Raw genomic sequence first — 25,546 nt, 5'->3', positions numbered from 1 at the left:
CCGATACACCCGAGCGTTTAACTGTGATCACCGGATAGCAGCCGCTACCGACCCACTCAAACTAAACGCACGGAGAATCACCCATGTTCAACTTCTCGAAAGTCTCGTCCCTGGCACTCGGTCTGGCGCTGGTAGGTGGTCTCGGCCTGTCGAACCTGGCGTCGGCCAACACTGTGAGCGCTGTGTACCACAGCCAAAGCCAGCAACTGTTGGTGGAAGGTGGTTCGGATCGGCTGCAACAGAACCGCGTCGCCGAGGGTGGTGCTGATCGTCTGCAAGAACTGCGCGAACGTGTGGCCTCGGTCAGCCCGAGCAATGCAGTACGCGGCGGTGTGGTCTTAGCTGAAAACCGTCCTGAACTCGGTTCGAAATATCAGCGGTATTGATCAGATCCTTAAATTTTCAGAGATCGAATGATAGAGCGAGCCTGCTCGCGAAAGCGGTATGACAATCAACATCAATGTTGACTGACACGCCCTCTTCGCGAGCAAGCCTGCACACATTGGTTAGTGTCGAGCACAAATAATCGCGACAACGCAGCTCGCTCCGATACCTGTTGGGTTACTGCCTTGAGTTCCGGCCTGCTTAACTATTGCTGAACCGTATTTCCTGGTAGCGAGGTGCAGTCAGATGCCAGCCAATGTTGCCGAGCCATTGCAACCTAAAGGCCTCGGCACAGCGCACCACCTGCTCGTACAAAACACCGTCGCAGTTGAACCGCTCCAGCTCATCGGGCAACCGGGCCTGGATCTCAAGAAAACGTTCGGCCCACTCCTTGATACGACAGCAAACAGCAGCCGCCGCTTCGTCAGGAGAATATTGTTGATGGTGTCTCAAGTGAGTCAACAGGTTGTAAACGTCCTCATTGGGATCTTCCATGATGCTGAATGAAAGCAGGTCGTTCACTGCTTTGAGCAAATTCAGGGTCAGTAAGCGCAGTTCCTGCCATACAGCGCTGTAATAGAGGCTAGATGGCAGGTGCACGCCGGACGCGAAGTATGTAAATTCCAGACACACCTGAAAACCTCCCGCATTGCGCCAGACACTTTCGTAATCCTGGACCGGAGGTTGCGTGCCCTGTCGACGATGCATCGCGGCGCACACGCATGGGTAGAGATAACTACCGTACTGCTCGACCACGCGTTGCATCCACTGCACCGGCATATTGGCTCCCGCCCGACCGATGATGTCCGCCAACCCGGCGGCAAGTGCTCCGTAAGGCTTGCCACTGGTGTCGGATGCAGCGCTGTACACTTCGCGAATCGCATTTTCCAATGCCTCAGGCACTCGGCTAAGATCCTCGTCGGCTAGATCGTCCTGGCAACTGAACCAACCTGTCAGGTCGGAAAGGATACCTAGAGTTTCGCGCGTTGCGTTCGGCCACATGAACCCCGCATATTTGCCCGGCATATAGATATCTAGCTGATGCGCCGCATGCGAGGTGGCTTCAAGTCCGAGGCTTTTGAGCCATTGACGGGTGTGTTGCTCTGCGTCTTCGCTAAAGGGACTCAGAGCAAAGGAACGTTCCTGCAAAAAAGGTGGAAGTGAGTATTTCATTGAACGCTCTTTGGGCTATTCGCCCCTTGAAGGGCCGAGAAGGTTTCGTCGAGGAGTCCGCGGCGAAGACCTGCCGTGACGACAATTCGACAGTGCCCAGGTTTGCCGATAGAGGGTGGATGGCGTTCAGCAACTCAAACATGACGCCACTATGAGCGGGCACACAAAAGCCGATCTTTCCATGTGCCAATACGCTCATAACCTTTATGGTAAAGAATCTTCCGGAACCAAACTGTAAACAAATCAGGTGTATCCCTGACGTTCGCGTCAAGATCGACCAGCGTCAGCCATTGCCAATCGAGCGCCTCGTCTGGATTGGCAACGGGATCAACGTGACTTAGTCCGACATAGACGTGATCGTATTCATGCTCGATCAGTCGATTGGATACCTGCTCTCGATAGACGAATGCATAAACTTCGATCAGGGTTTCGCAATCGAGGATATCGAAAAGGCACGATGCAGAAGCCCGCGACGATGAGCCCACCTCTTCGGGGCATGGCCGGTCGGGTTGTCCTTGACATCGACAAGTATGAGTCGCTCTTCCACAGTAAGGCTCCAAAATGATACCCCCGCTACTGGACGATACGACGGGCCAGACTTCTTAGTGAATAAAAAATAGACCGCACACCGTGGATTGCAAGAGCAGATTACTGCCATTCATCGCAAGTTCAATCCAGCCATCTTGAAAGTTAATATACCGTTACGATGCAAAGGCTATCGCGATTTGGTTCTATGTCATGCTGGCGCAAACCGGCGCCATGGCTATCCTCTCTCTAAATCGGCCACTATCTGATATATCGACCCATCTAGAAAATCTGCCAGACGTGCGCAGTTGGCGAATGACCAAGGGAGTCACCTGCCATGCCGCTGCCACTTTCAACGCAATACTTATCGGCAAAATCGAGTTGGGCCTTACCGTTTGAATATCAGGAACAACACGCCGGCATGCAAGTCAGAACCGCACTGACCTTCGCGCTGGCCGCTCTTTATCGAGTCAAACCGATACAGGCGCAAGCACTTTGTCATGTCGTAGAGAAGTTCAATACGGCATCTCTGGTGCATGATGACATTGTCGATCAGGACCGAACGAGACGTGGAGCGCCCTCTGTCTGGGTTAAATTTGGTGTGGGTACTGCACTGATCTCGGGCATGTACGGGTATATCGATGGCCTGCAAAGACTGAGTGAGTTACATAATTTCGATCTCATAGAGATAGGCCTGAAGAGCCTTGAAGCTCTGCACATCGGTCAATACCTCGACACGCAGGTGAGCGACGGTGATGTTTTGCCGACATTGGGCGAATATCGTTTTATTGCTCAAACCAATACCGGATGCTTTTTTTTGTTCATCCTTGAGTCCTGCCAATATATTCAAGCGTTGGATGAACAGATCTATTTAGAACTCGAAGCGCTAATGCTTGAACTCGCGGTCTACTACCGCTACGTCAATGACTATTGCGACATAAATCATACTCCTCACTTCAAGAAAAAAGGCTTCGCACCTGATCTTGAGGGTGGTCCTAAATCTTTCCTCATGATTCTGGCCAACAATCCATTGATCAAACAGAAAAGAACCGACGAGCAAAAACGCAAGATCATTCTCAAATTCGGCAACGATGGCGTATTTGCAGAGGCGATAACGGTCATGGAAGACAGTTACAAGCAACTGCAACAGCATTTCGAAACTGTTCGAACGCTGTCGGATGATCGAAATCTCAACCCACTAAAAGCCTTTTTGAACGATGTGCACTTTCAGCAAAGCCGGTCGGACAATTATTACGAAAGTCTGATCAGGTAGAACGGTAGTGATCGCTGTGGGGATATCGTGCTATATCTTGCGCCTGGCCGCTACAACAAGCCACACCCATAAGACCTGAGATCTGACGCAAAAGCCCCGGCAACTCCCCGGGGGAGTTGCAGCGCGCCCGTACTAAGATCTGCGCCTCATTTCATCAAGGACGACGGTGGATCAACGCTCTCGATAACAACTATGCGTCAGGGTGTTTTTTCATCACGGCGCTCCAGCACTACAGTGGCCACATCTTCTCCCCACTCTCTGGAGCAACATCATGAAAAGCATCATTGGTCTTGGTTTCGCCCTTTCGGTTCTTGGCGCTACATCCGCCATCGCCGCCCCACATACCACCTCGCAAGTCGTTGCAGCGGCTAAAGTCAGCCAACCCACCACACTGAACGTAAACACCGTCAGCGTTGATCACAAAGACAGTCAGGCGAGTAAACTCTACGTCGCTGAAAACCGCCCTGAGTTCGGTTCGAAGTACCAGCGTTATTGATTAACGGCTTTGCGCCGTTTGAAACAACAAACCCCGGGTAGATCTGATCTATTCGGGGTTTGTTCGTAATAGCTGACCACCAATATCCTGTAACAGCTGCCGAGCCCGCGAGGCTGCTGCTACAGGGGCGGCGTTGTTGCCAGTCGTGCTGCGAGGGCTTTTGCCTGACTCGCCACATCGGTCACTGCGGTGCTTTCCCACCACATGCCACGCAACGGTGGTCCCAGGGCAAACAGACGGCTGGCAACGTGTTCATCGGCGCCCAACACCGCGCCATCCACCGCCGCTGCGATCCCCAGCGCCAACGGTCCCGGCCGAATCAATCCTCGCGCCAGCAATTGCTGTGGCAACGGTCGGGCGACCCGTCGCCAGTCGTATTCGATGCCGCTGGAATTGATCAACGCCGCGCCGCTGACAACGGTGATTTCTGATTCACCACGACGCCGAATGCGGATGCTCACTGCTCCGTCCACTGAAGGCTCCAGCCCTTTGAACGACGCCGCCTGAATCCGCAACCGCCCTTCCTTGTGCAAGCGTTCCACCAACTCAGCACTCAACGGCGGCGAGCGGTGGTGGTGACTTTCCCACCACGGCCGTACATGCCGCACGAATTGTCGACGCTGCACGTCCGTCGCCTGATTCCATAAACGGCCGATATGTACCCGCACGGTGTCGAGCGGCGCCTGCCAGTCGATGCCTTGAGCAATGGCGTCCATGCAATGCCGACGCAGTTCGCGCACCAGCTGACGCGGCGTACGAATGCTCTGATCCTCGGAGAGAAAATCTGCCCAGGCCGGTGGCTGTCGACGCACGTGAGGCAGCAAGCCATGACGGGAAAACACTTCGATCGGCCCGCGATGCCCAGCCTGTTCCAGCGACACCACGGCATCGACCATGGTCAGGCCCGAACCGATGATCAGCACGGTCGACGGCGGCTCGAGTTGTTGCATGGCGGCAACATCCCACGGATCAAGCGCAGCGGCGTTCAAGCCGCTGGACTCGGTCTGGGGCGTGCGCGCAGCGGGAAACATCCCCGTCGCCAACACCGCATAAGCGCCCTGCAAGCGTTGCCCGTCCCTCAACGTCAGCAGCACCGAATCGTCCCGGGTTTGCAGGTCAACCACCTCGGCCCGGACATGCTCGACCGTTGAACCGTTCACAGCGCCCACCGCTTGCGCTTCAGACAGGCGCTGCTGCACGTACAGACCGAAAATCCCCCGAGGCGGGAACAATTCGCTGAGCGGCACATGTTGCTCGTCAGACTCCGGCCAGCCGCCGGCCGCGATGTACTCGGTCAGCCATTGGGTCAGGTCGTCAGCGTTGTCCGGGTCGACGCTCATGCGCGCCGCATTGCCGTTGAGCGTATGGCCCAACTCGACCGCGCTGTACGCCTCGCCCCGTCCCAATTCGGCGCGGGGTTCGATCACCAGCACCTGACGTTTGCCCGGCAGACGTAGCAACTGCGCTGCCAGCATGGCACCGCTGAGGCCGCCGCCGACGATCAGGATGTCTGCGTGGCGGAGGACGTCGGTCGCCTGGCCGCTCTGGATTTCACTCATGCCGTTCTCACTGGTCAGTGTTTACCTAAAAACTAGGCGTGCAGATTGCCCATTAATGTTTTGCAAAGCTATCAGGCAGCCCCAGGCCAACCTGACTAAATTACTTTGTTTTTAATAGGTTAAAGAATCATCCGAGAAAGACATGCAGCTTCAAAACAGCAAAGTGTCTATCCAGTGTTGATCGGCAAACAGTTAGATCACCACGTTTCGCACAAACCGCGCCGCCACCGGCCCATCGTTGCGATAGGCATGGGGCTGGTTGCTGGCAAACATGTAGAATTCGCCGGCGACTATCTCATGCGGCACGTCGCCCAGCATCAACGTCAGGCAACCTTCGAAGACGTAGATTTGTTCACTCCAGCCCTCGGCGTCCGGTTGCGACGGGTAAATTTCCCCCGGTTGCAGGCACCATTCCCACTGTTCGACTTCACGGGTGGCGGTGGCTTTGGACAATAAAACGGCTTTGCTGCCAGGAATAGCCCCGGCCCAAGCCAGTTCGTTGATGCGGCTTGGATCGCGGGCATCCGGGGCCTGGATCAGGTCGCTGAAGGCCACGTCCAGCGCTTCGGCCACACGATCGAGGGTGGTGAGGCTGACGTTCTTCTCGCCGGCTTCGATGGCCACCAGCATCCGACGGCTGACCCCGGACTTTTCGGCCAGTGCGGTCTGGCTCATGTCGGCGGCGTGGCGCAAGCGTCGAACGTTTTGGCTGACGTGCTGAAGGACCGAAGCCCGATGCGTGGAATCTTTGTGCACTATATTGCTCACTTGATGGGGTTGGGCAGTATACTGCGCAACATTCGGCGCATTGTGCGTCCCCCTCAGGTAGCGCGCAAGGTCATGACGTCGGTGAACACCTCTCACACTTCCCCCCGTTTCTCGCGATTCAGCAAGGCCGAGTGCGTGCTGGTGCTGATCACCATGGTCTGGGGCGGCACCTTCTTGCTGGTGCAGCACGCGATGACCGTCAGCGGGCCGATGTTTTTTGTCGGTCTGCGTTTTGCCGCGGCGGCGCTCATTGTTGCGCTGTTCTCCTGGCGTCACCTGCGTGAACTGACGTTGTTCGAATTGAAGGCCGGGGCCTTTATCGGTGTGGCGATCATGCTTGGTTATGGTTTGCAGACCGTCGGGTTGCAGAGCATTGCCAGCAGTCAGTCGGCGTTTATTACCGCGTTGTACGTGCCCTTCGTGCCGTTGCTGCAATGGCTGGTGCTGGGTCGGCGTCCGGGTCTGATGCCGAGCATCGGGATCATGTTGGCGTTTACCGGGTTGATGTTGCTGTCGGGGCCGGCCGGCGCTTCGTTGAATTTCAGCCCCGGTGAAATCGCCACGCTGATCAGCGCCGTGGCGATTGCGGCGGAAATCATTTTGATCAGCACTTATGCGGGACAGGTCGATGTGCGCCGGGTGACGGTGGTGCAATTGGCGGTCACTTCGGTGCTGGCGTTTTTGATGGTGGTGCCGACTCAGGAAGCGATTCCCGACTTCTCGTGGCTGTTGTTGTGCAGCGCGTTGGGGTTGGGCGCGGCCAGTGCTGCAATTCAAGTGGCGATGAACTGGGCGCAAAAGAGTGTTTCGCCAACCCGGGCGACGTTGATCTATGCCGGTGAGCCGGTGTGGGCCGGGATTGTCGGGCGGATCGCCGGGGAGCGGTTGCCGGCCATTGCGCTGGTCGGCGCGGGGTTGATTGTGGCGGCAGTGATTGTCAGTGAGTTGAAGACCAAGGGTAAGGCTGTAGTGACTGAGGAAGAGTTGGAACAAGAAACCCAGCGATAAGCCCCATTTCTACGTTGCTTGATAGTCAGCCATCGCGGGCAAGCCCGCTCCCACAGGGTCTGGAGGTGTACACGCGATTTGGGTACAACCAAAATCTCTGTGGGAGCGGGCTTTCCCGCGATGGGGCCGGGTAAGGCGAAATCCCACTCTCTGAAACCATGAAAAACAGGTTTTTTCCGTCTACCTTGTAGGATTCTGCGACAGCTTGGCGTTTGGCGATCCGGGAACTGGCACGTATGATGCTTCACAAACTTCCGCAGATTAGAAGCCTATGTCCCTGATAGTTCTACTGCTTCTGCCTTTTATCGGCAGCTGTCTGGCAGCCTTGCTGCCGCACAACGCGCGTAATACCGAATCTCTGCTGGCTGGCCTGGTTGCCTTGATTGGCACCGTTCAGGTCGCCCTCTTGTACCCGCAAATCGCCCATGGCGGCGTGATCCGCGAAGAATTTTTCTGGTTGCCCAGCCTGGGCTTGAACTTCGTCCTGCGCATGGACGGTTTCGCCTGGCTGTTCTCGATGCTGGTGCTGGGCATCGGCACGCTGGTTTCGTTGTACGCCCGCTATTACATGTCACCGGACGATCCCGTACCGCGGTTCTTCGCATTTTTCCTGGCGTTCATGGGCGCCATGCTCGGGTTGGTGATCTCCGGCAACCTGATCCAGATCGTGTTTTTCTGGGAGCTGACCAGCCTCTTCTCGTTCCTGCTGATCGGCTACTGGCACCACCGCGCCGATGCGCGACGCGGTGCTTATATGGCGCTGATGGTCACCGGCGCAGGCGGTTTGTGTCTGCTGGCGGGGGTCATGCTGCTCGGCCATGTGGTCGGCAGCTATGACCTGGACAAGGTCCTGGCCGCGGGCGATCTGATTCGCGCGCACGCCCTCTACCCTATTCTGCTCCCCCTGATCCTGATCGGCGCCCTGAGCAAAAGCGCACAATTCCCCTTCCACTTCTGGCTGCCCCACGCGATGGCGGCGCCGACACCGGTTTCGGCCTATCTGCACTCGGCGACCATGGTCAAGGCCGGCGTGTTTCTACTCGCACGACTGTGGCCGTCGCTGTCGGGCAGTGAAGAATGGTTCTATATCGTCAGCGGCGCTGGCGCCTGCACCCTGTTGCTCGGCGCGTACTGCGCGATGTTCCAGAACGACCTCAAGGGTCTGCTGGCCTACTCGACCATCAGTCACCTGGGCCTCATCACGCTGCTGTTGGGCCTGAACAGTCCGCTGGCCGCCGTGGCCGCGGTGTTCCATATTCTCAACCACGCGACCTTCAAGGCCTCGCTGTTCATGGCCGCCGGGATCATCGACCACGAAAGCGGCACCCGAGACATCCGCAAGCTCAGCGGCCTGATCAAGCTGATCCCGTTCACCGCCACCCTGGCCATGGTCGCCAGCGCCTCGATGGCCGGTGTGCCGTTGCTCAATGGCTTCCTGTCGAAAGAGATGTTCTTCGCCGAAACGGTGTTCATCAACGCGACAGCGTGGATCGAGATGACCCTGCCGATCGTCGCGACCATCGCCGGGACGTTCAGCGTCGCCTACTCGCTGCGCTTTACCGTCGACGTGTTCTTCGGCCCGACCGCCACCGACCTGCCGCACACCCCGCACGAACCGCCACGCTGGATGCGCGCACCGGTGGAACTGCTGGTGTTCGTCTGCCTGGTCGTGGGGATTTTCCCGGCGCAGGTGGTCGGCCCGCTATTGGCTGCTGCCGCCCTGCCGGTGGTGGGCGGAACCTTGCCTGAATACAGCCTGGCGATCTGGCACGGCTGGAACGCACCGATGATCATGAGCCTGATCGCCATGTCCTGCGGCATCGTGCTTTATCTGCTGCTACGTAATCAGCTCAAGCGCGGGCGCTTCAAGTACCCGCCGCTCATTGGCCGGTTCAACGGCAAGCGGCTGTTCGAGCGCAGCCTGGTGATCATGATGCGCCTGGCCCGTCGTCTCGAGCGGCGGATCAGCACCAAGCGCCTGCAAGCCCAATTATTCCTGGTGGTACTCGCGGCAGTGCTGGCCGGGTTGATCCCGATGCTCCACAGCAGCCTGAGTTGGGGTGACCGGCCGAAGATTCCCGGCTCGATCGTGTTCGTGACCCTCTGGCTGCTGGCGATTGCCTGTGCCCTCGGCGCGGCGTGGCAGGCCAAGTATCACCGGCTCGCAGCCCTGACCATGGTCAGCGTCTGCGGCCTGATGACGTGCGTGACCTTCGTCTGGTTCTCGGCGCCCGATCTTGCGCTGACGCAACTGGCCGTCGAAGTGGTGACCACGGTGCTGATCCTCCTCGGTCTGCGCTGGTTGCCGCGCCGGATCGAAGAGGTGTCGCCGCTGCCGAGCACCCTGCGCAAGGCACGCACCCGCCGTATCCGCGACTTGCTGTTGTCGACCGTGGTCGGCGGCGGCATGGCGCTGCTGGCCTACGCGATGCTGACGCGCCAGACACCGAACCACATTTCATCGTTCTACCTCAGCCGTGCCCTGCCCGAAGGCGGCGGCAGCAACGTGGTCAACGTGATGCTGGTGGACTTCCGCGGCTTCGACACCCTTGGTGAAATTACCGTGCTGGTGGCCGTGGCCTTGACCGTATTCGCCCTGCTGCGACGCTTCCGACCTCCGAAAGAAAGCCTGCAATTGCCCGCCCAGCAACGTCTGCTGGCACCCGACGTGGTCACCGACCTGGTCAACCCGCGCCAGGCCAGCGACACCGCGCTCGGTTTCATGATGGTGCCGGCGGTGTTGGTGCGCCTGCTGTTGCCGATTGCGTTTGTGGTATCGGTCTACCTGTTCATGCGCGGCCACAATCAACCGGGCGGCGGCTTTGTCGCAGGGTTGGTGATGTCGGTGGCGTTCATCCTGCAATACATGGTCGCCGGCACCCAGTGGGTCGAGGCGCAAATGAGCCTGCGACCACTGCGCTGGATGGGCACTGGATTGTTGTTCGCTACGGTCACCGGGCTTGGGGCGATGGCGGTCGGTTATCCGTTCCTGACCACCCACACCTGGCATCTGGATCTGCCGGTGTTGGGCGATATTCACATCGCCAGTGCGCTGTTCTTCGACATCGGCGTGTACGCCGTGGTGGTCGGTTCGACCCTGCTGATCCTCACCGCGCTCGCTCACCAATCGGTACGCGGTCACAAGACCGCTGCCCTGCCTAGATCCGTCGCCACGCAAGGAGCCGTCTGATGGAAGAAGTCATCGCAATCGCCATCGGCGTATTGGCGGCGTCCGGGGTCTGGCTGATCCTGCGACCGCGGACGTTTCAGGTGGTCATGGGCCTGTGCCTGCTGTCCTACGGCGTCAACCTGTTCATCTTCAGCATGGGCAGCCTGTTTATCGGCAAGGAGCCGATCATCAAGGACGGCGTGCCGCAAGACCTGTTGCACTACACCGATCCGCTGCCGCAAGCGCTGGTGCTGACCGCGATCGTCATCAGCTTCGCCATGACCGCGCTGTTTCTGGTGGTGCTGCTGGCCTCCCGGGGCCTGACCGGTACCGACCATGTGGATGGCCGGGAGCCTAAAGAATGAATCTGATGCCGCACCTGATCGCTGCACCGATTCTGCTGCCGCTGCTGACCGCCGCCGTGATGCTGATGCTGGGCGAGAAACACCGGCCGTTAAAGGCCAAGATCAACCTGCTCTCCAGTCTGGTGGGGCTGGGCATTGCCGTGCTGTTGCTGCAATGGACTCAGGAAACGGACGTCCCCGGCTCCATCGGCGTGTACCTGCCGGGCAACTGGCAGGTGCCGTTCGGCATCGTGCTGGTGGTCGATCGACTGTCGGCGCTGATGCTGGTGCTGACCGGGATCATCGGCGTCTGCGCCCTGCTGTTTGCCATGGCCCGTTGGGACGGCGCCGGTTCAAGTTTCCACGCGTTGTTCCAGATCCAGATGATGGGGCTTTACGGCGCGTTCCTGACGGCGGACCTGTTCAACCTGTTTGTGTTTTTTGAAGTGCTGCTGGCGGCCTCTTACGGCCTGATGCTCCACGGTTCGGGTCGGTCGCGGGTGTCGTCGGGGCTGCATTACCTCTCGATTAACCTGCTGGCCTCGTCACTGTTCCTGATCGGCGCGGCGCTGATCTACGGCGTCACCGGCACCCTGAACATGGCCGATCTGGCGCTGAAGATCCCGCTAGTGCCCGAGGCTGATCGGGGCCTGCTGCATGCCGGCGCGGGAATTCTCGCGGTGGCGTTCCTGGCCAAGGCCGGGATGTGGCCGCTGAACTTCTGGCTGGTGCCGGCGTATTCCGCGGCGAGCGCACCGGTGGCGGCGATGTTCGCGATCATGACCAAGGTCGGCGTCTACACCTTGCTGCGCTTGTGGACCCTGCTGTTCTCCGGCCAGGCCGGCGCCTCGGCGTATTTTGGCGGCGACTGGCTGATCTACGGCGGCATGGCGACCATCGTCTGCGCCGCCGTCGCGATTCTCGCCGCACAACGATTGGAGCGTCTGGCCAGCCTGAGCATTCTGGTGTCGGCCGGGATTCTGCTGTCGGCCATCGGTTTCGCCCAGCCGAACCTGATCGGTGCGGCACTGTTCTATCTGGTCAGCTCGACCCTGGCGTTGAGCGCGTTGTTCCTGTTGGCCGAACTGATCGAGCGTTCGCGTTCGGCCAATGAGATGCCGTTGTTCGATGACGGCGATCTGCTCCCGCGTCCGATGGAATCCTTGCAGCCGCCCAAAGGCATCAACCTCGATGACGAGCAGAAAGCCGTGGTCGGGCAAGTGATTCCCTGGACCATGGCGTTCCTCGGGTTGAGCTTCATTGCCTGCGCGCTGCTGATCATCGGCATGCCGCCGCTTTCGGGATTCATTGGTAAACTCAGCCTGCTCAGCGCCCTGCTCAATCCGTTGGGCCTGGGCAATGGCAGCGATGAGCCGGTTTCGAACGCGGCGTGGGGCTTGCTCGCGCTGTTGATCCTCTCCGGGCTGGCGTCGTTGATTGCCTTCTCGCGCTTGGGCATCCAGCGCTTCTGGACACCGGAGGAGCGGCCGTCGCCATTGTTGCGACGTTTCGAATGCGTGCCGATCATCGCGCTGCTGGGCTTGAGCATTGCGCTGACCTTCAAGGCCGAACCGCTGCTGCGCTACACCCAGGCGGCCGCCCAAGCCTTGAACAACCCGCAGCAATACGTGATGGCGGTGCTCGGTACCCGTGCGATTCCAAGCCCGGAAGCCAAACCCGCAGTAGCGGAGGTCAATCCATGAAGCGTCTGTTTCCGGCCCCGTGGTTGTCGCTGGCGCTGTGGTTGTTGTGGCTGGTGCTGAACCTGTCGATGAGCCCCGGCAATCTGCTGCTGGGCGCGGTGCTGGGGTTCTGCGCGCCGTTGATGATGCGCAAGCTGCGACCCCTGCCGATCCGCATTCGTCGGCCGGGCGTGATGGCGCGTTTGTTCTTTCTGGTCGGTCGCGATGTGGTGGTGTCCAACCTCGCCGTGGCCTGGAGCGTGCTCAACGCCGGTCGCCGTCCACCGCGCTCGCGCTTCATCAAGGTCCCGCTGCACTTGCGTGACGCCAACGGCCTGGCCGCGTTGTCGATGATCTGCACGGTGGTCCCCGGCACGGTCTGGTCGGAACTGGCGCTGGACCGCAGCATTCTATTGCTGCACGTCTTCGATCTGGACGACGAAGCGCTGTTCATCCAGCACTTCAAGGCGACCTATGAGCGCCCCTTGATGGAGATCTTCGAATGAGCGCCTTGCTGTCGAACGCAATCCTGCTGAGCCTGTTCATCTTTTCCCTGGCGATGATTCTGACGCTGATCCGGCTGTTCAAGGGGCCGTCGGCCCAGGACCGGGTTCTGGCGCTGGATTACCTGTACATCATTGCGATGCTGATGATGCTGGCGCTGGGCATTCGGTATGCCAGTGACACTTACTTCGAGGCAGCGCTGCTGATTGCGCTGTTCGGCTTCGTCGGCTCGTTTGCCCTGGCGAAATTCCTGTTACGTGGCGAGGTGATCGAATGAGCGTTGAACTGTCTCTGTGGGTTGAAATTCCGGTGGCGGTCCTGCTGGTGCTCAGCAGTCTGTTTACACTGATCGGCGCCGTTGGCCTGGTGCGGATGAAAGATTACTTCCAGCGCATGCACCCGCCGGCGCTGGCGTCGACATTGGGTGCCTGGTGCGTGGCGTTGGCCTCGATCATTTACTTTTCAGCACTCAAATCCGGGCCAGTGCTGCATGCCTGGATGATTCCGATCCTGTTGTCGATTACGGTGCCGGTGACCACGTTGCTGCTGGCGCGGGCGGCGCTGTTTCGCAAGCGCATGGCCGGGGATGATGTGCCGGCTGAGGTGAGCAGTCGGCGCACGGAGAGCGTGAGTTAGGCTGCGAGCTTTTGATCTTGCATTACCTCAGATCAAATCCAGGCGACTGCCAACAATCCCGCCCCCAGCACCACACACAACGGCGAATACGCCCAGGTGTCGAGCCGCGCAAACTTCGAATCCTTCACCTGTTTGAAGAACCCAATCAGATTCGAATCGCCGATCGCCCTGGCGAACATCAGCATCGCAATGGCGCTGATCACCCATTGCAGCGACCAGTGATGCACCGTCGGCAAATACAGGCCGACCCGCAAGCACACCAGCATCGCAATCAGCAGCAACCCGACCGCCACCAATAACGTGGCAAAGCCTGAAGGTTTGAAGGCCGGCCTGGATTCCCCGCCGCCCTTTGCGGATATTCGCGGGATCGCCGCCTCGCTACCCAACTTTCCACCTGCCGCCCAGTACAGGTGGATCAGGCTGATCAACAGGAAGATGGCAGCCATCCATTGCGCGATCAATAGGCTCATGTTCAGACTTCCAGCGTGAAATGTCGCAGCAGGATGAACTTCCTTGAACGATTTTGTAAGGGTATTCGTCATCGGCAATGATAAAGTGCCGCCCCATGAAACTCGCCCGAACTGATCGCACAATGATGGCCTGGATGCTTTATTGCTGCGTCCTGTACAACGTGTTCGCCTGCAGTCGGAGCGGGCTTGCTCGCGATATAGGTAGTCCGTTCCTTTCTCTTCCATACTGATATTCGCTGGAAGTCGGTTGTCGGCGAGGAAGGAACATGCACCTGTGGGCTACGAATTTGCTCGCGCAGCACTCGATGATTACGCCTTCACCTTCGAGTCCACAGGTGCGCTTGCGCCCTCTAACGAATTCTCAGGGAAAGCCCGACACGGCTCTCTATATCGCCTTCGCTGGACGCAAGCATGCATGTCCCTGCATGTACTTTAGCGCCTGTTGAGGTGTTCCATGCAAACGCTCCTGTCTCAGAGTTTCACTGCTTATATCGGAATTGATTGGGCAGACGCCAAGCACGACATCTGTTTGCAGATAGCTGGAGAGGCTCAGCGCAGTTTCGAGGTCATCGACCACGAGCCCGAGTCGATTGATCGCTGGGCCAGGTCGCTGCATCAACGTTACGGTGGCCCGATCGCGATCGCCGTGGAGTTGAACAAAGGCCCACTGATAGCGGCTCTGCAAAAATATGAGTTTTTTTGTATCTTTCCGATCAATCCGAGCACCTTGGCCCGGCACCGTAAAACCTTCGTCCCCAGTGGCGCCAAGGATGATCCAACGGATGCTCAATGGGCGCTTGAGCTGTTGCTGAATCATCCCGAACGGTTTCCTCAACTGGTCCAGCAAAGCTCCGCCATGCGTTCGCTCGCCAGCCTGACCGAACATCGCCGCGGATTGGTCGATGACCGGGTCAAGATCAGCAACCGTCTGGTCTGCATGCTCAAACAGTACTACCCGTTGGCCCTGGAGCTGTTTCATGACCATGACACGCTGGTTTTTTGTGAATTTCTGGCGCGCTGGTCGACCTTTGAAACGCTTAAGCGCGCTCGGCCAGCCAGCGTTTTGAAGTTCCTTCACGCGCATAATGTTCGCCATGCTGAGCTCAATCAGCAGCGTTTGGCATTGATCGCCAAAGCCATGCCGTTGACTGAAGATCCAGGCGTGGTCAGTCCTTCAGCGCTGTATGTGCTGGCCCTGGTCTCGCAACTGAAAGGGGTCATCACGGCGATCAAAGATTTTGATCGGGAGATCGAAAAAACTGCCAACACCCTGGCCGACTATCGACTCTTCAAGGCCTTGCCCGGCGCGGGACAACAGCTTGCCCCACGGTTGATGGTCGCCTTTGGTGAGCAGCGTGATCGCTTCAAGGATGCCAGTGCGGTGCAGCGATATGCCGGAATTGCCCCGGTCACCGAACGCAGTGGCAAGAAAAAAGTCGTCCACTGGCGCTATCAATGCGCAACTTTTTTGCGCCAGACCTTTGTTGAGTGGGCTGCCCACAGCATCAATCAATCGGTGTGGGCAGAGGCGTATTATCGCCAGCAAAGGGCCAAAGGCAGCTCTTACCAAGCAGCCCTCAGGGCCCTGGCGTTCAAGTGGATCCGGATCGTTTATCAGTGCTGGAAGAGCAGCACCGTGTACGACGAAAAGGTTTATTTACAGACCTTGCTTCGGCACGGCTCGCCTTTGATCAGCGAGCCGGACACAGCAACATCGTGTTGACGGAAAGGCTCAGGGCGTGAAGGCGGCATCAAACTCACCGCATCACTTCAACTCGGCAGATACTTTTTCCGCCACATCCTTGGGCACCCAAGCCTGCCACACGTCCGGGTGCGCCTTCATGAACGCCTCTGCCGCCTGCCGTGGCGGGGTGTGTTTTTCGCTCATCTCGGCCAGCGCCTTGTTCAGCGGACCGATTGGCAAGTCGACCTTGCTGAAGAACTCGGCGATCTGCGGATACTGTTTCTGGAATGGCGTGGACACACCGATGGACAACTTCGAGGCCAGTGAGCGTGTCGGTTTCGGATTCGGGTTGTCGGCGTCGGTCAGGGTCTTCCAGGCTTCGGCGTCGAACGGCGGCTCTTCGAGCTGAATCAGTTTGAAGCGGCCGAGCAATGGCGTAGGCGACCAGTAATAGAACAACACCGGTTTGCCGCGACGAATCGAAGAACTGATCTCCGCATCCAGTGCCGCCCCCGAACCACTGCGAAAATTCACATAGCTGTCGTCCAGCCCATACGCCTTGAGCTTCTGTTTGTTGACCACCTCCGACGTCCAGCCGATCGGGCTATTGAGGAAGCGCCCCTTGCCCGGGGTTTCCGGATCGCTGAATACACCCTTGTAACGCGGCAGGTCGCTGACACTGCGCAGGTCCGGCGCCAGCGGCTTGATGCCTTTCGCCGGATCGCCCTTGATCACATATTCGGGCACCCACCAGCCTTCAGTCGCGCCCTTGACCGTATCGCCGAGGCTCACGACTTTGCCTTCGGCCTCAGCCTTGACCCAGACCGGACTGCGACCGGCCCACTCTTCGCCAATCACCTGAATGTCATTGTTGGCCAGCGCGGTCTCCAGGGTGATGGTCGTCCCCGGCAGGGTATCGGTCGGCAGCCCGTAGCCCTTCTCGACGATGATCCGCAGGATATCGGTGATCAGGCTGCCGCTTTCCCAGTTCAGGTCGGCGAAGTGGATCGGCGCCTGGGCAGCGAACACTGGAACGGGTGAAGCCAGCAAACCGAAAGTGGCCAGGGTAGCGGCCAGCAACCGTCGAAATCCGTTCATGCTTTTGCACCTCGTGCTGTTCGCAACAATAGCAGGATGGCCTGGCAGAAGACCGCAAAGCCTCTGAATACTCAGTCAACTGACTGTAGTAGAGGTTCCTGCTTTCGAGGGGGGGTCAACTAATTTTCGGAAGTTTCCTGCAAGCGCGCCAGCTCCCTTCGTACCATGCTGGCGTACTCCGCCGGACGCAACGTATAGATCTGTGACGCCACCCAACCGAGCCATGCACCTTGCAAAACAGCCTTCTGGTCGAACAGCCGTCGGGCCTCGACTTGCGCGCTGGCCTGGTTCTGTACGTGGAAGTCGGCGCGGGTCAGGGTCATTACTCGCTGGCCTTGAAGGTAATCAGTTCGCCTTTGCGCCACTTGGCAGCCTTGGCGGTCACGGCTTTCAGGGTTTTGGTCAGGCCTTCCTGCAACTGTTGGTGAGCGGCGAACACCATCACCACGCTATGACCTTCCTTGAACACGATCCCGTGGCCATCAGCGGTGGTGACGAACGCGTAATCACCCAGGCCGTAAACCGTGAGTTTGATTTCGCGGAACTTGATGTCCAGCTTGCCGCCTTCGCGACTGGGCAATACAGAGGCGCTGAAATGATCGCCGACCTTGAGTTTAAGCCCAGGTTTGTCATCAACCACCAACGCTTCTTCGGTGTCGATCTCGGCAATATAAATGCCTTCAGCGTTCTGTTCGGTGATGTAAACAAAACGTGACTGGAACTGTTTAACCAGCTTTGCGCGCAAATCACCCAGCACGAACAAAGCATGCATATCGAGATTACTTACTGCCAAGGAAACATCCCCACATCTGAAAATGATGCTGCACGCAGGAAAATAGCGCACAGCAGAAAAAAGCGGCAATGCCGAAGGTGTAGCCAAATGACCCGGGTTGAAATCCTGAAACGAGCAGAGCACTCATTCATCGCGAGGTTTAAGAAGACTACTGGAACGTCACTCACGTCGTCTTGCCTGGTTTTCGTCAGAGGTTGAAGGAAAACGCCCTTCTGACGGCCAGATAAAACCGGACTACCAACCTTAGGGAACAAACTCTTTAATAAAAGCACTTTTCCTACATATCGCCTGCAGAAAATTGCTTTAGATAAGCATGAATCGCCAACCAGTGGTGGTGATTCTAGAGCAGCGATGCTCACCGAGACTACCCAAAACGACAAACACACGTCGGTAAAACAACGAAAAGGACTTCATATGTGCACGCTGACACACTTCGCTCACCCCCCGGCCCCTTACACAAACAGCTCGCCGACCCTGCACTCGGTGATGTTTCAACCGCATGAATACCACCCTGAAGAGCTTGCCCGGCCACGCTTTCAGGTGTTTTTGGCCGGCAATGCCTTCTTCCATATCAAGGAAATTTCCACCGGCCGCGTCAGAGGTTTCCGCAGCAAGCATAACGAAGCCTGCGCCCTTGCCCGCTCTCTCGAGTTACGCAGTTGACGGTCCCGCTGAATTCATTTCTATAGACGCTTCGTCATGCCGGCGACTTATCTCAGCCGCCGGCATGCAACTACTGCCATACTGCCGGACCAATGAAACCGGTCCCCAGGGCGGGCGGTGTTCAAAACAACAGAATATTTCCAGGAAGGCTGCAACGTGACCGAATTTGATATCGGCGAATTTTTCATCCGGGGCGAAGCCAGAGACGTCGAAGGCGAATTCCAGGCAGTCATTGTCATGCGCGCCAAACCACCGCTGACCACTGTGACGTATCACCAGGTCGAGAAGGATCGCTGGTTTAAGACCTCGGACATCGCCGCCATTGCCGCCCAGGAAGCCGCCAAGGCGCTGAAGCTTGCGGTGGATGAAGGGGCATTGAAAGCCTGATAGTCGGTTTGCAGTCTATGCTCACTTCTGCTTTCGAACATCGCCATCGAACTCCTGAAGCGCGGCTCCCTCAGATGTATTGAAGCCGCCCCTCAGATCTCGCACTCGACGCGACCCGCAAGGAGATGAACATGGATTCACCTACACACGACTTGAAAGGCTTGTTCGACCAACTCGGTCTGGACTCCAGCGAGAAGGCCATCGACGATTTTATTGCCCGTCATTCCCCGCTGGCCGACGACAAGAAGCTCATCGATGCCGAGTTCTGGACCCCGCAGCAAGCCGGCTTCCTGAAAGAACAATTACGTGAAGACGCCGATTGGGCACGGGTGGTCGACGACCTGAACCTGCGTATGCATCAGGCCCACTAGCCCAAATACCTTGACTGTGGCGAGGGGATTTATCCCCGTTGGGTCGCGAAGCGGCCCCCAGCGCCCGTTCAGACATACTGAATTGTCCGGATTGACGACTGCTGCGCAGCCGAACGGGGCGGTGCGACGTTTCGCTAAATCCCCTCGCCACAAAAGCCAGCATCACGCGACTAGCGAGGATTCTCGGGTTTATAGCCCAATCGCAAACCACCCCAATGCCGGCCCTTGAGCATGATCGGCACCGAGAGGTCGTGCATCAGCTCACCGGTGTCGCGGGTGTAGGTTTGCAGCAGTACGGCCTGCTGATGGCTGCCACAACGGATCCCGGTGCGGTCGGCGAATTTGCGTTTGGTGCGGTTTTGCAAGGTATCGACTTGCGCATCACCGGTCAGAGGTTGGCTGAAGACTTTGTTGTGGGTCGGCACATAGCCCTGCTGCGTGCAGGCGATGGCGAACACCAGGCCTTCATGGCGCGGCAACAACGGTTCCTGGATCGCCGGCAAGACCTGATCGGCATAGCGATCGAAGCGAGTCTGGTACTTGGCGGGGCTGGTGTTGGGAATGGTCTGGTAATTGCGATCAAACAGGTCATCGAGGCTGACGCGGCCCTCGTCGATATCCGCTTCAAAGCGCGCCGCAATCTGACTCGCGCCTTCGCGGGCCAGGTCATAAATCCGCTGGTGATAGTCATCCAGTCCGACTTCCGCGAGGCGTTCGCTGATGGTTTCGGCCTGACCTTCCATTTGCACCGCGGCTTGGGCCAGGCGCTGGGTCTGTTGAGCACTGATAGCCAGGTCGCTGCGCATCTGTTCGATGGCGTGAAACAGGCTATCGAGTTGCTCGCGGTTGGTGTCAGCGCCCCTGGCGATTTCCCCGACCTGGCTTTCGACGCCAGCGGCCAGACGCGCAATGTTCTCCAGGTGCTCACCGGTGTGCTCGACCTGCTTGACCCCGGTGTCGAGGTCGCTGGACAGTTGACGGATCTGCTCTACCACTTGTGCGGTGCGTTGCTGAATATCCGCGACCATTTCCCCCACTTCACCGGTAGCCGTCGCCGTGCGCGCGGCCAGACCGCGAACCTCATCGGCCACCACCGCAAATCCGCGACCATGCTCCCCGGCCCGTGCCGCCTCGATAGCAGCGTTCAATGCCAGCAGATTGGTCTGGCTGGCGATGGACTGGATCACCAGGGTGACCCGTTGGATATCGTCACTGCGCAGGCTCAGGGCTTCGATCAGTTCACGGCTGTTACTGGCGCGCTGACTGAGTTGATGCATACGGGCGATGGACTCGATCAGCTCCGTACGCCCTGCCGCGCTGCTCTGATGAGCCTCGCTGGCCGCATTGAGGGCTTCCCGGCTGAGTGTCGAGGTGGCTTGTTCGGTAGCGATCATCACTTCGGCGTTGCTGACGATCTGCGCCGCGGCACCGAGCTGCGATTGCAGTTTGTCGGCCAGTTGCTTGACCGAAAAGGCCACACCGGCGGCAGACAAAGCGTTATGACTGGTTGTGTAGGAAAGATCGCGAGTCAACTCGGCAATCGCGCTGGCGCTGTCGACGGGGGTTGCCTCAGGGATGGCGCGCGAGCGCAAGCGAGGTAGCCAAATCACCAACACGGCCAATGGCAGGCCAAGGTAAAGCGACCAGCCCCCCAGCGTCATGCCGCACAACAAGAGCATCAGGGCGATGCTTTGCAGGGTCGGCGTCAGCCAAAGGTTTTTCGGCAAACGTGTGGGTGCAGGCACTGCCGCAACCAGAGATCCGTCACGCGTCATCTTCGTCACCCCACCCATCATTCTAATTGTTGTATCGGCATTAAACGCCACTACAAGGCCATTATCTATGGTCCATTAGTAGTGGGCGTTGCAGCAGATCAATAGAAGTGCGCGAGTTTTTCGCAGACGAAAAAAAGCATCGCGGGCAAGCCTTGCTCCTGAGAGGAGTGAGGCTAGCCCGCGATGCGGGGCGTTACGAAATCAGGCCTGACGCTGGTGCTTGTCGATCTGTTCGTGACGCTCTTGAGCTTCGATGCAGTACTTGGTGGTCGGGCTGATCAGCAGGCGCTTCAGGCCAATGGCCTCGCCGCTGTCGTCGCACCAGCCAAAGCTGTCTTCCTTGATGCGTTCCAGAGCCTGTTCCAACTGAGGCAGCATGCGCTGGTCGCGATCGATCGCGTTCACCAGCCAGGTGCGCTCTTCTTCAACAGAAGCAGCGTCAGCCGGATCGGCCGGGGTGTCCAGGCTTTCGATGGCGATGCGGTTCTGCTCGATGCGCTCGTGGGTTTCGACTTTCATGTTCTGCAACAGCTCAAAGAAAAAAGCATGTTGCTCGGCATTCATGTAGTCATCCGCCGGCATGGCCAGCAACTTGTCCTTTGTCATTGATATCTCTATAAAAAAACGTGCATTAAGGCGAATTAGGGAGCGTTCCGGCGGACCTGGGTTGGCCATCGCAAAGGCGCCGTTTATTCCAAGCGCCACCCGGCACTCAATTTACGAGGGGCGGCAGTCTAAGGCCGACTTGAGGCCTCAGCAACTGAAAAGACAGCGAATTTGTCCGACAAAGCCCAGAAAGTGCTCTTTGGCAACCTTTGTGATGGTTATCGGAGTGCGTTTATAGCAAGAAATTCAATCGAGCGGCTGTATATAGAAGACAAACGGCTGCGCCACGCGGGTCAGGCGTGGCGCATTGGCTGTTTTATCGGTGGCTCAGCGCTTGAGTTTGCGCTTGTTGCGGTACTGATCGATGACCACTGCCACCACGATGATCAGGCCCTTGATGATGTCCTGAATGTAAGCATCGACGCCAACAAAGGTGAAACCGCTGGCCATGACCCCGAGAATCAGTGCGCCGATGACCGTGCCGGTAATGCGTCCTACGCCACCGGCCAGGCTGGTACCGCCGATCACTGCCGCGGCAATCGCGTCCAGTTCATAAGACATGCCCATCCCGGCCTGCCCGGTCGCGGCCCGTGCCGAAGCCACCACCCCCGCCAGGCCTGCCAGCAACCCGGCGATGCTGTAGACGATCACCAGATGCCGCTTGACGTTGATCCCCGAGGTACGCGCCGCCTGCATGTTGCCGCCGATGGCGTAGGTGTACTTGCCGTACTTGGTGTAACGCAGGGCGATGTGAAAGATTACCGCGACCACCAGGAAAATGATCACCGGCATCGCGCCGTGTCCGATAGCCGTGTAGGAATCCGAGAGCATGCTCACCGGCTGGCCTTCGGTGTAGTAACGCGCGAGGCCACGCGCCGAGACCATCATGCCGAGGGTGGCAATGAACGGCGGGATACCGGTAATAGCAATGATGCTGCCGTTGATGGCCCCCGCCAGCAGTCCCACCCCAAGCCCGGCAATCACTGGAATCCACACCGGCAAGTCAGTCAGCGACGGGAACACCGCCCGGGCGAAGTCCGACGTTTGCGCCAGACTGGCAGCGATCATCGCCGATAGCGCCAGCACCGAGCCGGAGGACAGGTCAATGCCGGTGGTGATGATGACCTGGGTCACACCGATGGCCAGCAGGCCAATGATCGACACCTGCAGGATCATCAGCACCAGACGCTGAGAGTTCATCAGGAAGCTCTGGTCGCGCACGATCCAGCCAAACACTTCAAAGACCAGGCCGATGCCAATCAGCACCAGGAAAATACTCAACTCGGTCGGAAAGCGCCGGCGACTCTTGACCGGTGCCGTTGCTGGCTTGTTTTCCAGTATCGCGTTCATAAACACTTACCTTTCAAATGAAATCTGTGTGGCGAGGGAGCTTGCTTGTGGCGAGGGGATTTATCCCCGTTGGACTGCGCAGCAGTCCCATTCTTTTGGGGCCGCTTCGCAGCCCAACGGGGATAAATCCCCTCACCACAGAACTGCGTCCACCCTTGAATTAATGGCATTGGGACATGCCCGAAGCCAATTGCATCACTCGTTCCTGGGTCGCTTCGCTGCGGTCGAGGGTGCCCATCAGGTCGCCCTCGTGCATAACCATCACCCGGTCGCTCATGCCGAGCACTTCCGGCAGTTCCGAGGAAATCATGATCACCGCCATGCCTTCGCTGGCGAGGCAGGAAATGAGCCGATAGATCTCGGCCTTGGCGCCGACGTCGATACCGCGGGTCGGCTCGTCGAGAATCAGGACCCGTGGATGGGTCATCAGCCAGCGCGCCAACAACGCCTTTTGCTGATTACCGCCGGACAAGGTGTCGATGCACTGCTCCAGCGACGGGGTTTTGACCCGCAGCTTCTTGCACATGTCTTCACACAAGGCGCGCAGGGCTTTTTGCTGGATGAAACCGTGGCCGGCGTAATGCGGCAATACCGCCATTTCCATGTTCTCCAGCACCGACAGGCACGGGAACAGGCCGCTGAGCTTGCGATCCTCGGTCAGCAATGCGAAGCCCTTCTCGATCGCCATGTGCGGATCGCTGATGCGCACCACTTCACCGTCGAGACGAATCTCGCCACCGTCGCTCGGCGTGATGCCGAAAATCGCTTCGGCGACGTTGGTCCGCCCCGAGCCCATCAACCCGGCGATGCCGAGGATCTCGCCGGCGTGCAGGTCGAAGGAAACACCTTTGAAAATGCCGTCCAGTTTAAGGTCGCGCACCGACAGCAGCAGATCGCCAATCGGCTTCTCCCGCACCGGGAATAACTGGCTGAGTTCGCGGCCGACCATCATCGAAATCAGGCTGTCGCCGTCCATGCTGTCGGCCCGCTGCAGGCCAATGTAGGCCCCGTCACGGAACACCGCCACTTCATCGGCGATGCTGAACACTTCGTTCATTTTATGGGTGATGTAAATGATGCCTTTGCCCTGACGCTTGAGGTCGGCAATGATCGAGAACAGATGGGCAACCTCCTTGTCGGTAATGGCCGAGGTCGGTTCGTCCATGATCAGGATGTCAGAATCGTAGGACACCGCTTTGGCAATCTCGACCATCTGCCGTTCGGCGATGCTCAGGTTGCCGACCTGCTCTTCGGGGTCGAGGTTGATCCGCAGGCGTTCCAGCAGTTGCGCCGTGCAACGGTGCATTTCGCGGTGATCGATCATGTGCAGGCCATTGAGCTGCTCACGGCCGATCCAGATGTTCTCGGCAATGCTCATGTGCGGCATCAGGTTGAGTTCCTGGTGGATCATCGCGATCCCGGCCTGGAGCGCTGCCAGTGGCGTTTCGAAGACCACCGGTTTGCCCCTCAGGCGCAGTTCACCGGCGTCCGGCTGATAGATGCCGGCAATGATTTTCATCAGGGTGGATTTGCCGGCGCCGTTTTCGCCCATCAGGGCCAGCACGGAACCGGGGCGTACCCGAAGCTGTACATCGGACAAGGCCACCACACCGGGAAATCCCTTGCTGACGTTGATGATCTCCAACAGGTACGGCTCATCGACAGGTGTTGCAGTTGGCTGGATACCCACCAACGGGGTGCTCGAAGCAGTCGCTGAAGCGAACATGATCAGGTACTCCATCAGCAAGGTCGCGGTCGCCACCTTGCGTATCTATTGTTGTTATTTGAACGGACGGGCTATTTGAACGTGTCGACGTTTTGCGGGGTGATCAAGCGGTATGGCACCCACACGGCCTGTTCAACCGGCTCGTTTTTGGCCATTTTCACTGCCGTGTCGATTGAACCATCCGCCTGACCTTTCGCGTCCTGGAACACCGACACCGCCATGTTGCCTTTCTTGATTGCGTTCAAGCCGTCCGGCGTGCCGTCGACACCGGCGATCAGCACACTGCCCTTGTCGACGCCGGCCTGTTGCAGGGCCATCGCAGCACCAATAGCCATTTCGTCGTTGTTGGCCACGATCGCGTCGAACTTGCGGCCCTGGGTCAGCCAGTCGTTGACCAGGGTCATGCCCTTGTCCCGCAACCAGGTGCCGGTCTGCTCTTGCTCGATCTTGATGTTCGGGTATTTGGCCAGCACCTCTTTGACGCCCTTGGTGCGGTTGGTGGTGGAGTTGTTCGCGAGGTCGCCCAGCAGAATCACGATATCGCCCTTGCCGCCCATTTTGTCGGCCAGGTACTGCATCTGCATTTCGCCGGCCTCCAGATCGTTGGAGGCTACAGTGACCACGCCTTTGGGCAACTTCAGGTCATCGGGGCGACGGTTGACGTACACCAGCGGGATGCCGGCCTTGACAGCGGCTTCGGTGATTTTTTTGGTGGCGGCGGTATCCACCGGGTTGACCACGATGGCATCGACTTTCTGGCTGATGAAGTTTTCGACCTGGCTCAACTGCTTGACCACGTCGCTGCGGGCGTCTTCGAATTGCAGCTGGACGCCATCGGGATAGGACTTGGCTTTCTTGTCCATGGATTCGCGCAGATAGGTGAGCCAGGTGTCATCGAACTGCGACATGCTGACGCCGATCTTCATATCGGCGAGTACAGCGCCGCTGGCGAACATCAGGGACAAGGCAAGTGAGGCGAAACGGATCTTGGTCTTCATGAAAAGTCTTTCTCCACATTCTTGTTGGTTTTATGGATGAGGCGTGACGATTTCAGTAAGCGGCAAAAGAGTGAAAACGCGTCGCGAGGCAGGTCGCTGGAAAT

26 protein-coding genes and 1 pseudogene are annotated in these 25,546 nt (G+C 58.3%); 15 read left to right on the top strand and 12 right to left on the bottom strand.

Annotation, left to right across the window (positions count from 1 at the left end; genetic code table 11):
• Positions 1-83: 83 nt before the first annotated feature.
• Complete coding sequence (locus tag ACYZTR_RS12115) at positions 84-386, top strand: phage infection protein (RefSeq protein WP_461979074.1); 303 nt, start codon at positions 84-86, stop codon at positions 384-386.
• A 199-nt stretch (positions 387-585) separates the two neighbouring features.
• Here ACYZTR_RS12115 and ACYZTR_RS12110 read toward each other — a convergent pair whose 3' ends face one another.
• Positions 586-1,557 carry a terpene synthase family protein gene (locus ACYZTR_RS12110; protein ID WP_461979072.1) on the bottom strand — a complete coding sequence of 324 codons (972 nt, stop codon included), beginning with the start codon at positions 1,555-1,557 and terminating at the stop codon, positions 586-588.
• An 862-nt stretch (positions 1,558-2,419) separates the two neighbouring features.
• On the opposite strand from ACYZTR_RS12110, the gene ACYZTR_RS12105 reads away from it, so the two are divergent.
• Positions 2,420-3,355, top strand: a complete 936-nt coding sequence (locus tag ACYZTR_RS12105; protein WP_461979070.1) for a polyprenyl synthetase family protein — start codon at positions 2,420-2,422, stop codon at positions 3,353-3,355.
• Positions 3,356-3,626: 271 nt separating this feature from the next.
• A complete protein-coding gene (locus tag ACYZTR_RS12100) occupies positions 3,627-3,851 on the top strand; it encodes a hypothetical protein (RefSeq protein WP_461979068.1) in 225 nt (74 codons plus the stop codon).
• A 119-nt stretch (positions 3,852-3,970) separates the two neighbouring features.
• Here the strand turns inward: ACYZTR_RS12100 and ACYZTR_RS12095 are convergent, their stop codons facing one another.
• Entirely contained in the window at positions 3,971-5,410 is a 1,440-nt protein-coding gene (locus tag ACYZTR_RS12095; protein WP_461979067.1) for an FAD/NAD(P)-binding protein, read from the bottom strand.
• 192 nt (positions 5,411-5,602) lie between these two features.
• Positions 5,603-6,166: a helix-turn-helix domain-containing protein gene (locus ACYZTR_RS12090; protein WP_461979065.1), complete on the bottom strand. Its 564-nt coding sequence runs from the start codon at positions 6,164-6,166 to the stop codon at positions 5,603-5,605.
• Between ACYZTR_RS12090 and ACYZTR_RS12085 the strand changes: the two genes are divergently transcribed.
• The 7 genes from ACYZTR_RS12085 to ACYZTR_RS12055 all read left to right on the top strand — a co-directional run bounded on the left by ACYZTR_RS12085 (position 6,146) and on the right by ACYZTR_RS12055 (position 13,521).
• Positions 6,146-7,186 carry a DMT family transporter gene (locus ACYZTR_RS12085; RefSeq protein WP_461979063.1) on the top strand — a complete coding sequence of 347 codons (1,041 nt, stop codon included), beginning with the start codon at positions 6,146-6,148 and terminating at the stop codon, positions 7,184-7,186. The two genes, ACYZTR_RS12090 and ACYZTR_RS12085, sit on opposite strands and share 21 nt — an antisense overlap.
• 271 nt (positions 7,187-7,457) lie before the next feature.
• A complete protein-coding gene (locus ACYZTR_RS12080; protein WP_461979061.1) occupies positions 7,458-10,376 on the top strand; it encodes a monovalent cation/H+ antiporter subunit A in 2,919 nt (972 codons plus the stop codon).
• Positions 10,376-10,720, top strand: a complete 345-nt coding sequence (locus tag ACYZTR_RS12075; RefSeq protein ID WP_007986256.1) for a Na+/H+ antiporter subunit C — start codon at positions 10,376-10,378, stop codon at positions 10,718-10,720. Before ACYZTR_RS12080 ends, ACYZTR_RS12075 begins: the two co-directional genes overlap by 1 nt.
• Positions 10,717-12,402 (top strand): monovalent cation/H+ antiporter subunit D, encoded by a 1,686-nt coding sequence (locus ACYZTR_RS12070; RefSeq protein WP_461979059.1) that lies wholly within the window; start codon positions 10,717-10,719, stop codon positions 12,400-12,402. The genes ACYZTR_RS12075 and ACYZTR_RS12070 overlap by 4 nt, the downstream gene beginning before the upstream one ends.
• A complete protein-coding gene (locus ACYZTR_RS12065) occupies positions 12,399-12,887 on the top strand; it encodes a Na+/H+ antiporter subunit E (RefSeq protein WP_461979057.1) in 489 nt (162 codons plus the stop codon). The genes ACYZTR_RS12070 and ACYZTR_RS12065 overlap by 4 nt, the downstream gene beginning before the upstream one ends.
• Positions 12,884-13,162 carry a K+/H+ antiporter subunit F gene (locus tag ACYZTR_RS12060; protein ID WP_008151692.1) on the top strand — a complete coding sequence of 93 codons (279 nt, stop codon included), beginning with the start codon at positions 12,884-12,886 and terminating at the stop codon, positions 13,160-13,162. Before ACYZTR_RS12065 ends, ACYZTR_RS12060 begins: the two co-directional genes overlap by 4 nt.
• The gene (locus ACYZTR_RS12055; RefSeq protein ID WP_461979055.1) at positions 13,159-13,521 is read left to right on the top strand and encodes a Na+/H+ antiporter subunit G; all 363 of its coding nucleotides are present in this window, start codon (positions 13,159-13,161) and stop codon (positions 13,519-13,521) included. The genes ACYZTR_RS12060 and ACYZTR_RS12055 overlap by 4 nt, the downstream gene beginning before the upstream one ends.
• 32 nt (positions 13,522-13,553) lie before the next feature.
• Here the strand turns inward: ACYZTR_RS12055 and ACYZTR_RS12050 are convergent, their stop codons facing one another.
• Positions 13,554-13,991: a DUF3995 domain-containing protein gene (locus tag ACYZTR_RS12050; protein WP_461979053.1), complete on the bottom strand. Its 438-nt coding sequence runs from the start codon at positions 13,989-13,991 to the stop codon at positions 13,554-13,556.
• 95 nt (positions 13,992-14,086) lie between these two features.
• On the opposite strand from ACYZTR_RS12050, the pseudogene ACYZTR_RS12045 reads away from it, so the two are divergent.
• Positions 14,087-14,167, top strand: a pseudogene (locus ACYZTR_RS12045) (DUF2946 domain-containing protein); the annotation flags it as partial.
• A 278-nt stretch (positions 14,168-14,445) separates the two neighbouring features.
• Positions 14,446-15,714 carry an IS110 family RNA-guided transposase gene (locus ACYZTR_RS12040; RefSeq protein ID WP_461972154.1) on the top strand — a complete coding sequence of 423 codons (1,269 nt, stop codon included), beginning with the start codon at positions 14,446-14,448 and terminating at the stop codon, positions 15,712-15,714.
• Positions 15,715-15,756: 42 nt separating this feature from the next.
• Here ACYZTR_RS12040 and ACYZTR_RS12035 read toward each other — a convergent pair whose 3' ends face one another.
• From ACYZTR_RS12035 to ACYZTR_RS12025, 3 genes are all read right to left on the bottom strand, one after another.
• Positions 15,757-16,773 carry an ABC transporter substrate-binding protein gene (locus ACYZTR_RS12035; RefSeq protein ID WP_461979051.1) on the bottom strand — a complete coding sequence of 339 codons (1,017 nt, stop codon included), beginning with the start codon at positions 16,771-16,773 and terminating at the stop codon, positions 15,757-15,759.
• Between the two features lie 119 nt (positions 16,774-16,892).
• The gene (locus ACYZTR_RS12030) at positions 16,893-17,096 is read right to left on the bottom strand and encodes a hypothetical protein (RefSeq protein ID WP_449643925.1); all 204 of its coding nucleotides are present in this window, start codon (positions 17,094-17,096) and stop codon (positions 16,893-16,895) included.
• Positions 17,096-17,566 carry a hypothetical protein gene (locus ACYZTR_RS12025; RefSeq protein ID WP_461979049.1) on the bottom strand — a complete coding sequence of 157 codons (471 nt, stop codon included), beginning with the start codon at positions 17,564-17,566 and terminating at the stop codon, positions 17,096-17,098. The genes ACYZTR_RS12030 and ACYZTR_RS12025 overlap by 1 nt, the downstream gene beginning before the upstream one ends.
• Before the next feature lie 414 nt (positions 17,567-17,980).
• Here ACYZTR_RS12025 and ACYZTR_RS12020 point away from each other — a divergent pair, with 414 nt between their 5' ends.
• From ACYZTR_RS12020 to ACYZTR_RS12010, 3 genes are all read left to right on the top strand, one after another.
• Positions 17,981-18,229, top strand: coding sequence for a hypothetical protein (locus ACYZTR_RS12020; RefSeq protein WP_461979680.1), 249 nt, complete (start codon positions 17,981-17,983; stop codon positions 18,227-18,229).
• Positions 18,230-18,385: 156 nt separating this feature from the next.
• Positions 18,386-18,616 carry a hypothetical protein gene (locus ACYZTR_RS12015; protein WP_461979047.1) on the top strand — a complete coding sequence of 77 codons (231 nt, stop codon included), beginning with the start codon at positions 18,386-18,388 and terminating at the stop codon, positions 18,614-18,616.
• A 131-nt stretch (positions 18,617-18,747) separates the two neighbouring features.
• A complete protein-coding gene (locus ACYZTR_RS12010; protein WP_461979045.1) occupies positions 18,748-18,987 on the top strand; it encodes a DUF2789 domain-containing protein in 240 nt (79 codons plus the stop codon).
• 170 nt (positions 18,988-19,157) lie between these two features.
• Here the strand turns inward: ACYZTR_RS12010 and ACYZTR_RS12005 are convergent, their stop codons facing one another.
• The 5 genes from ACYZTR_RS12005 to ACYZTR_RS11985 form a co-directional block, all read right to left on the bottom strand.
• Positions 19,158-20,381 (bottom strand): methyl-accepting chemotaxis protein, encoded by a 1,224-nt coding sequence (locus ACYZTR_RS12005; RefSeq protein ID WP_461979678.1) that lies wholly within the window; start codon positions 20,379-20,381, stop codon positions 19,158-19,160.
• Between the two features lie 582 nt (positions 20,382-20,963).
• A complete protein-coding gene (locus ACYZTR_RS12000) occupies positions 20,964-21,368 on the bottom strand; it encodes a TraR/DksA family transcriptional regulator (RefSeq protein WP_074875645.1) in 405 nt (134 codons plus the stop codon).
• 327 nt (positions 21,369-21,695) lie between these two features.
• Positions 21,696-22,718 (bottom strand): ABC transporter permease, encoded by a 1,023-nt coding sequence (locus ACYZTR_RS11995; RefSeq protein WP_008153855.1) that lies wholly within the window; start codon positions 22,716-22,718, stop codon positions 21,696-21,698.
• A gap of 160 nt (positions 22,719-22,878) precedes the next feature.
• A complete protein-coding gene (locus ACYZTR_RS11990; RefSeq protein WP_461979043.1) occupies positions 22,879-24,444 on the bottom strand; it encodes a sugar ABC transporter ATP-binding protein in 1,566 nt (521 codons plus the stop codon).
• Positions 24,445-24,515: 71 nt separating this feature from the next.
• Entirely contained in the window at positions 24,516-25,442 is a 927-nt protein-coding gene (locus ACYZTR_RS11985; protein ID WP_461979041.1) for a sugar ABC transporter substrate-binding protein, read from the bottom strand.
• Positions 25,443-25,546: the final 104 nt, after the last annotated feature.

The organism is Pseudomonas sp. Hz4, assembly GCF_054898165.1.
Note: the sequence above shows the minus strand (reverse complement) of the source record. Positions and strands in the feature narration are given on the sequence as shown.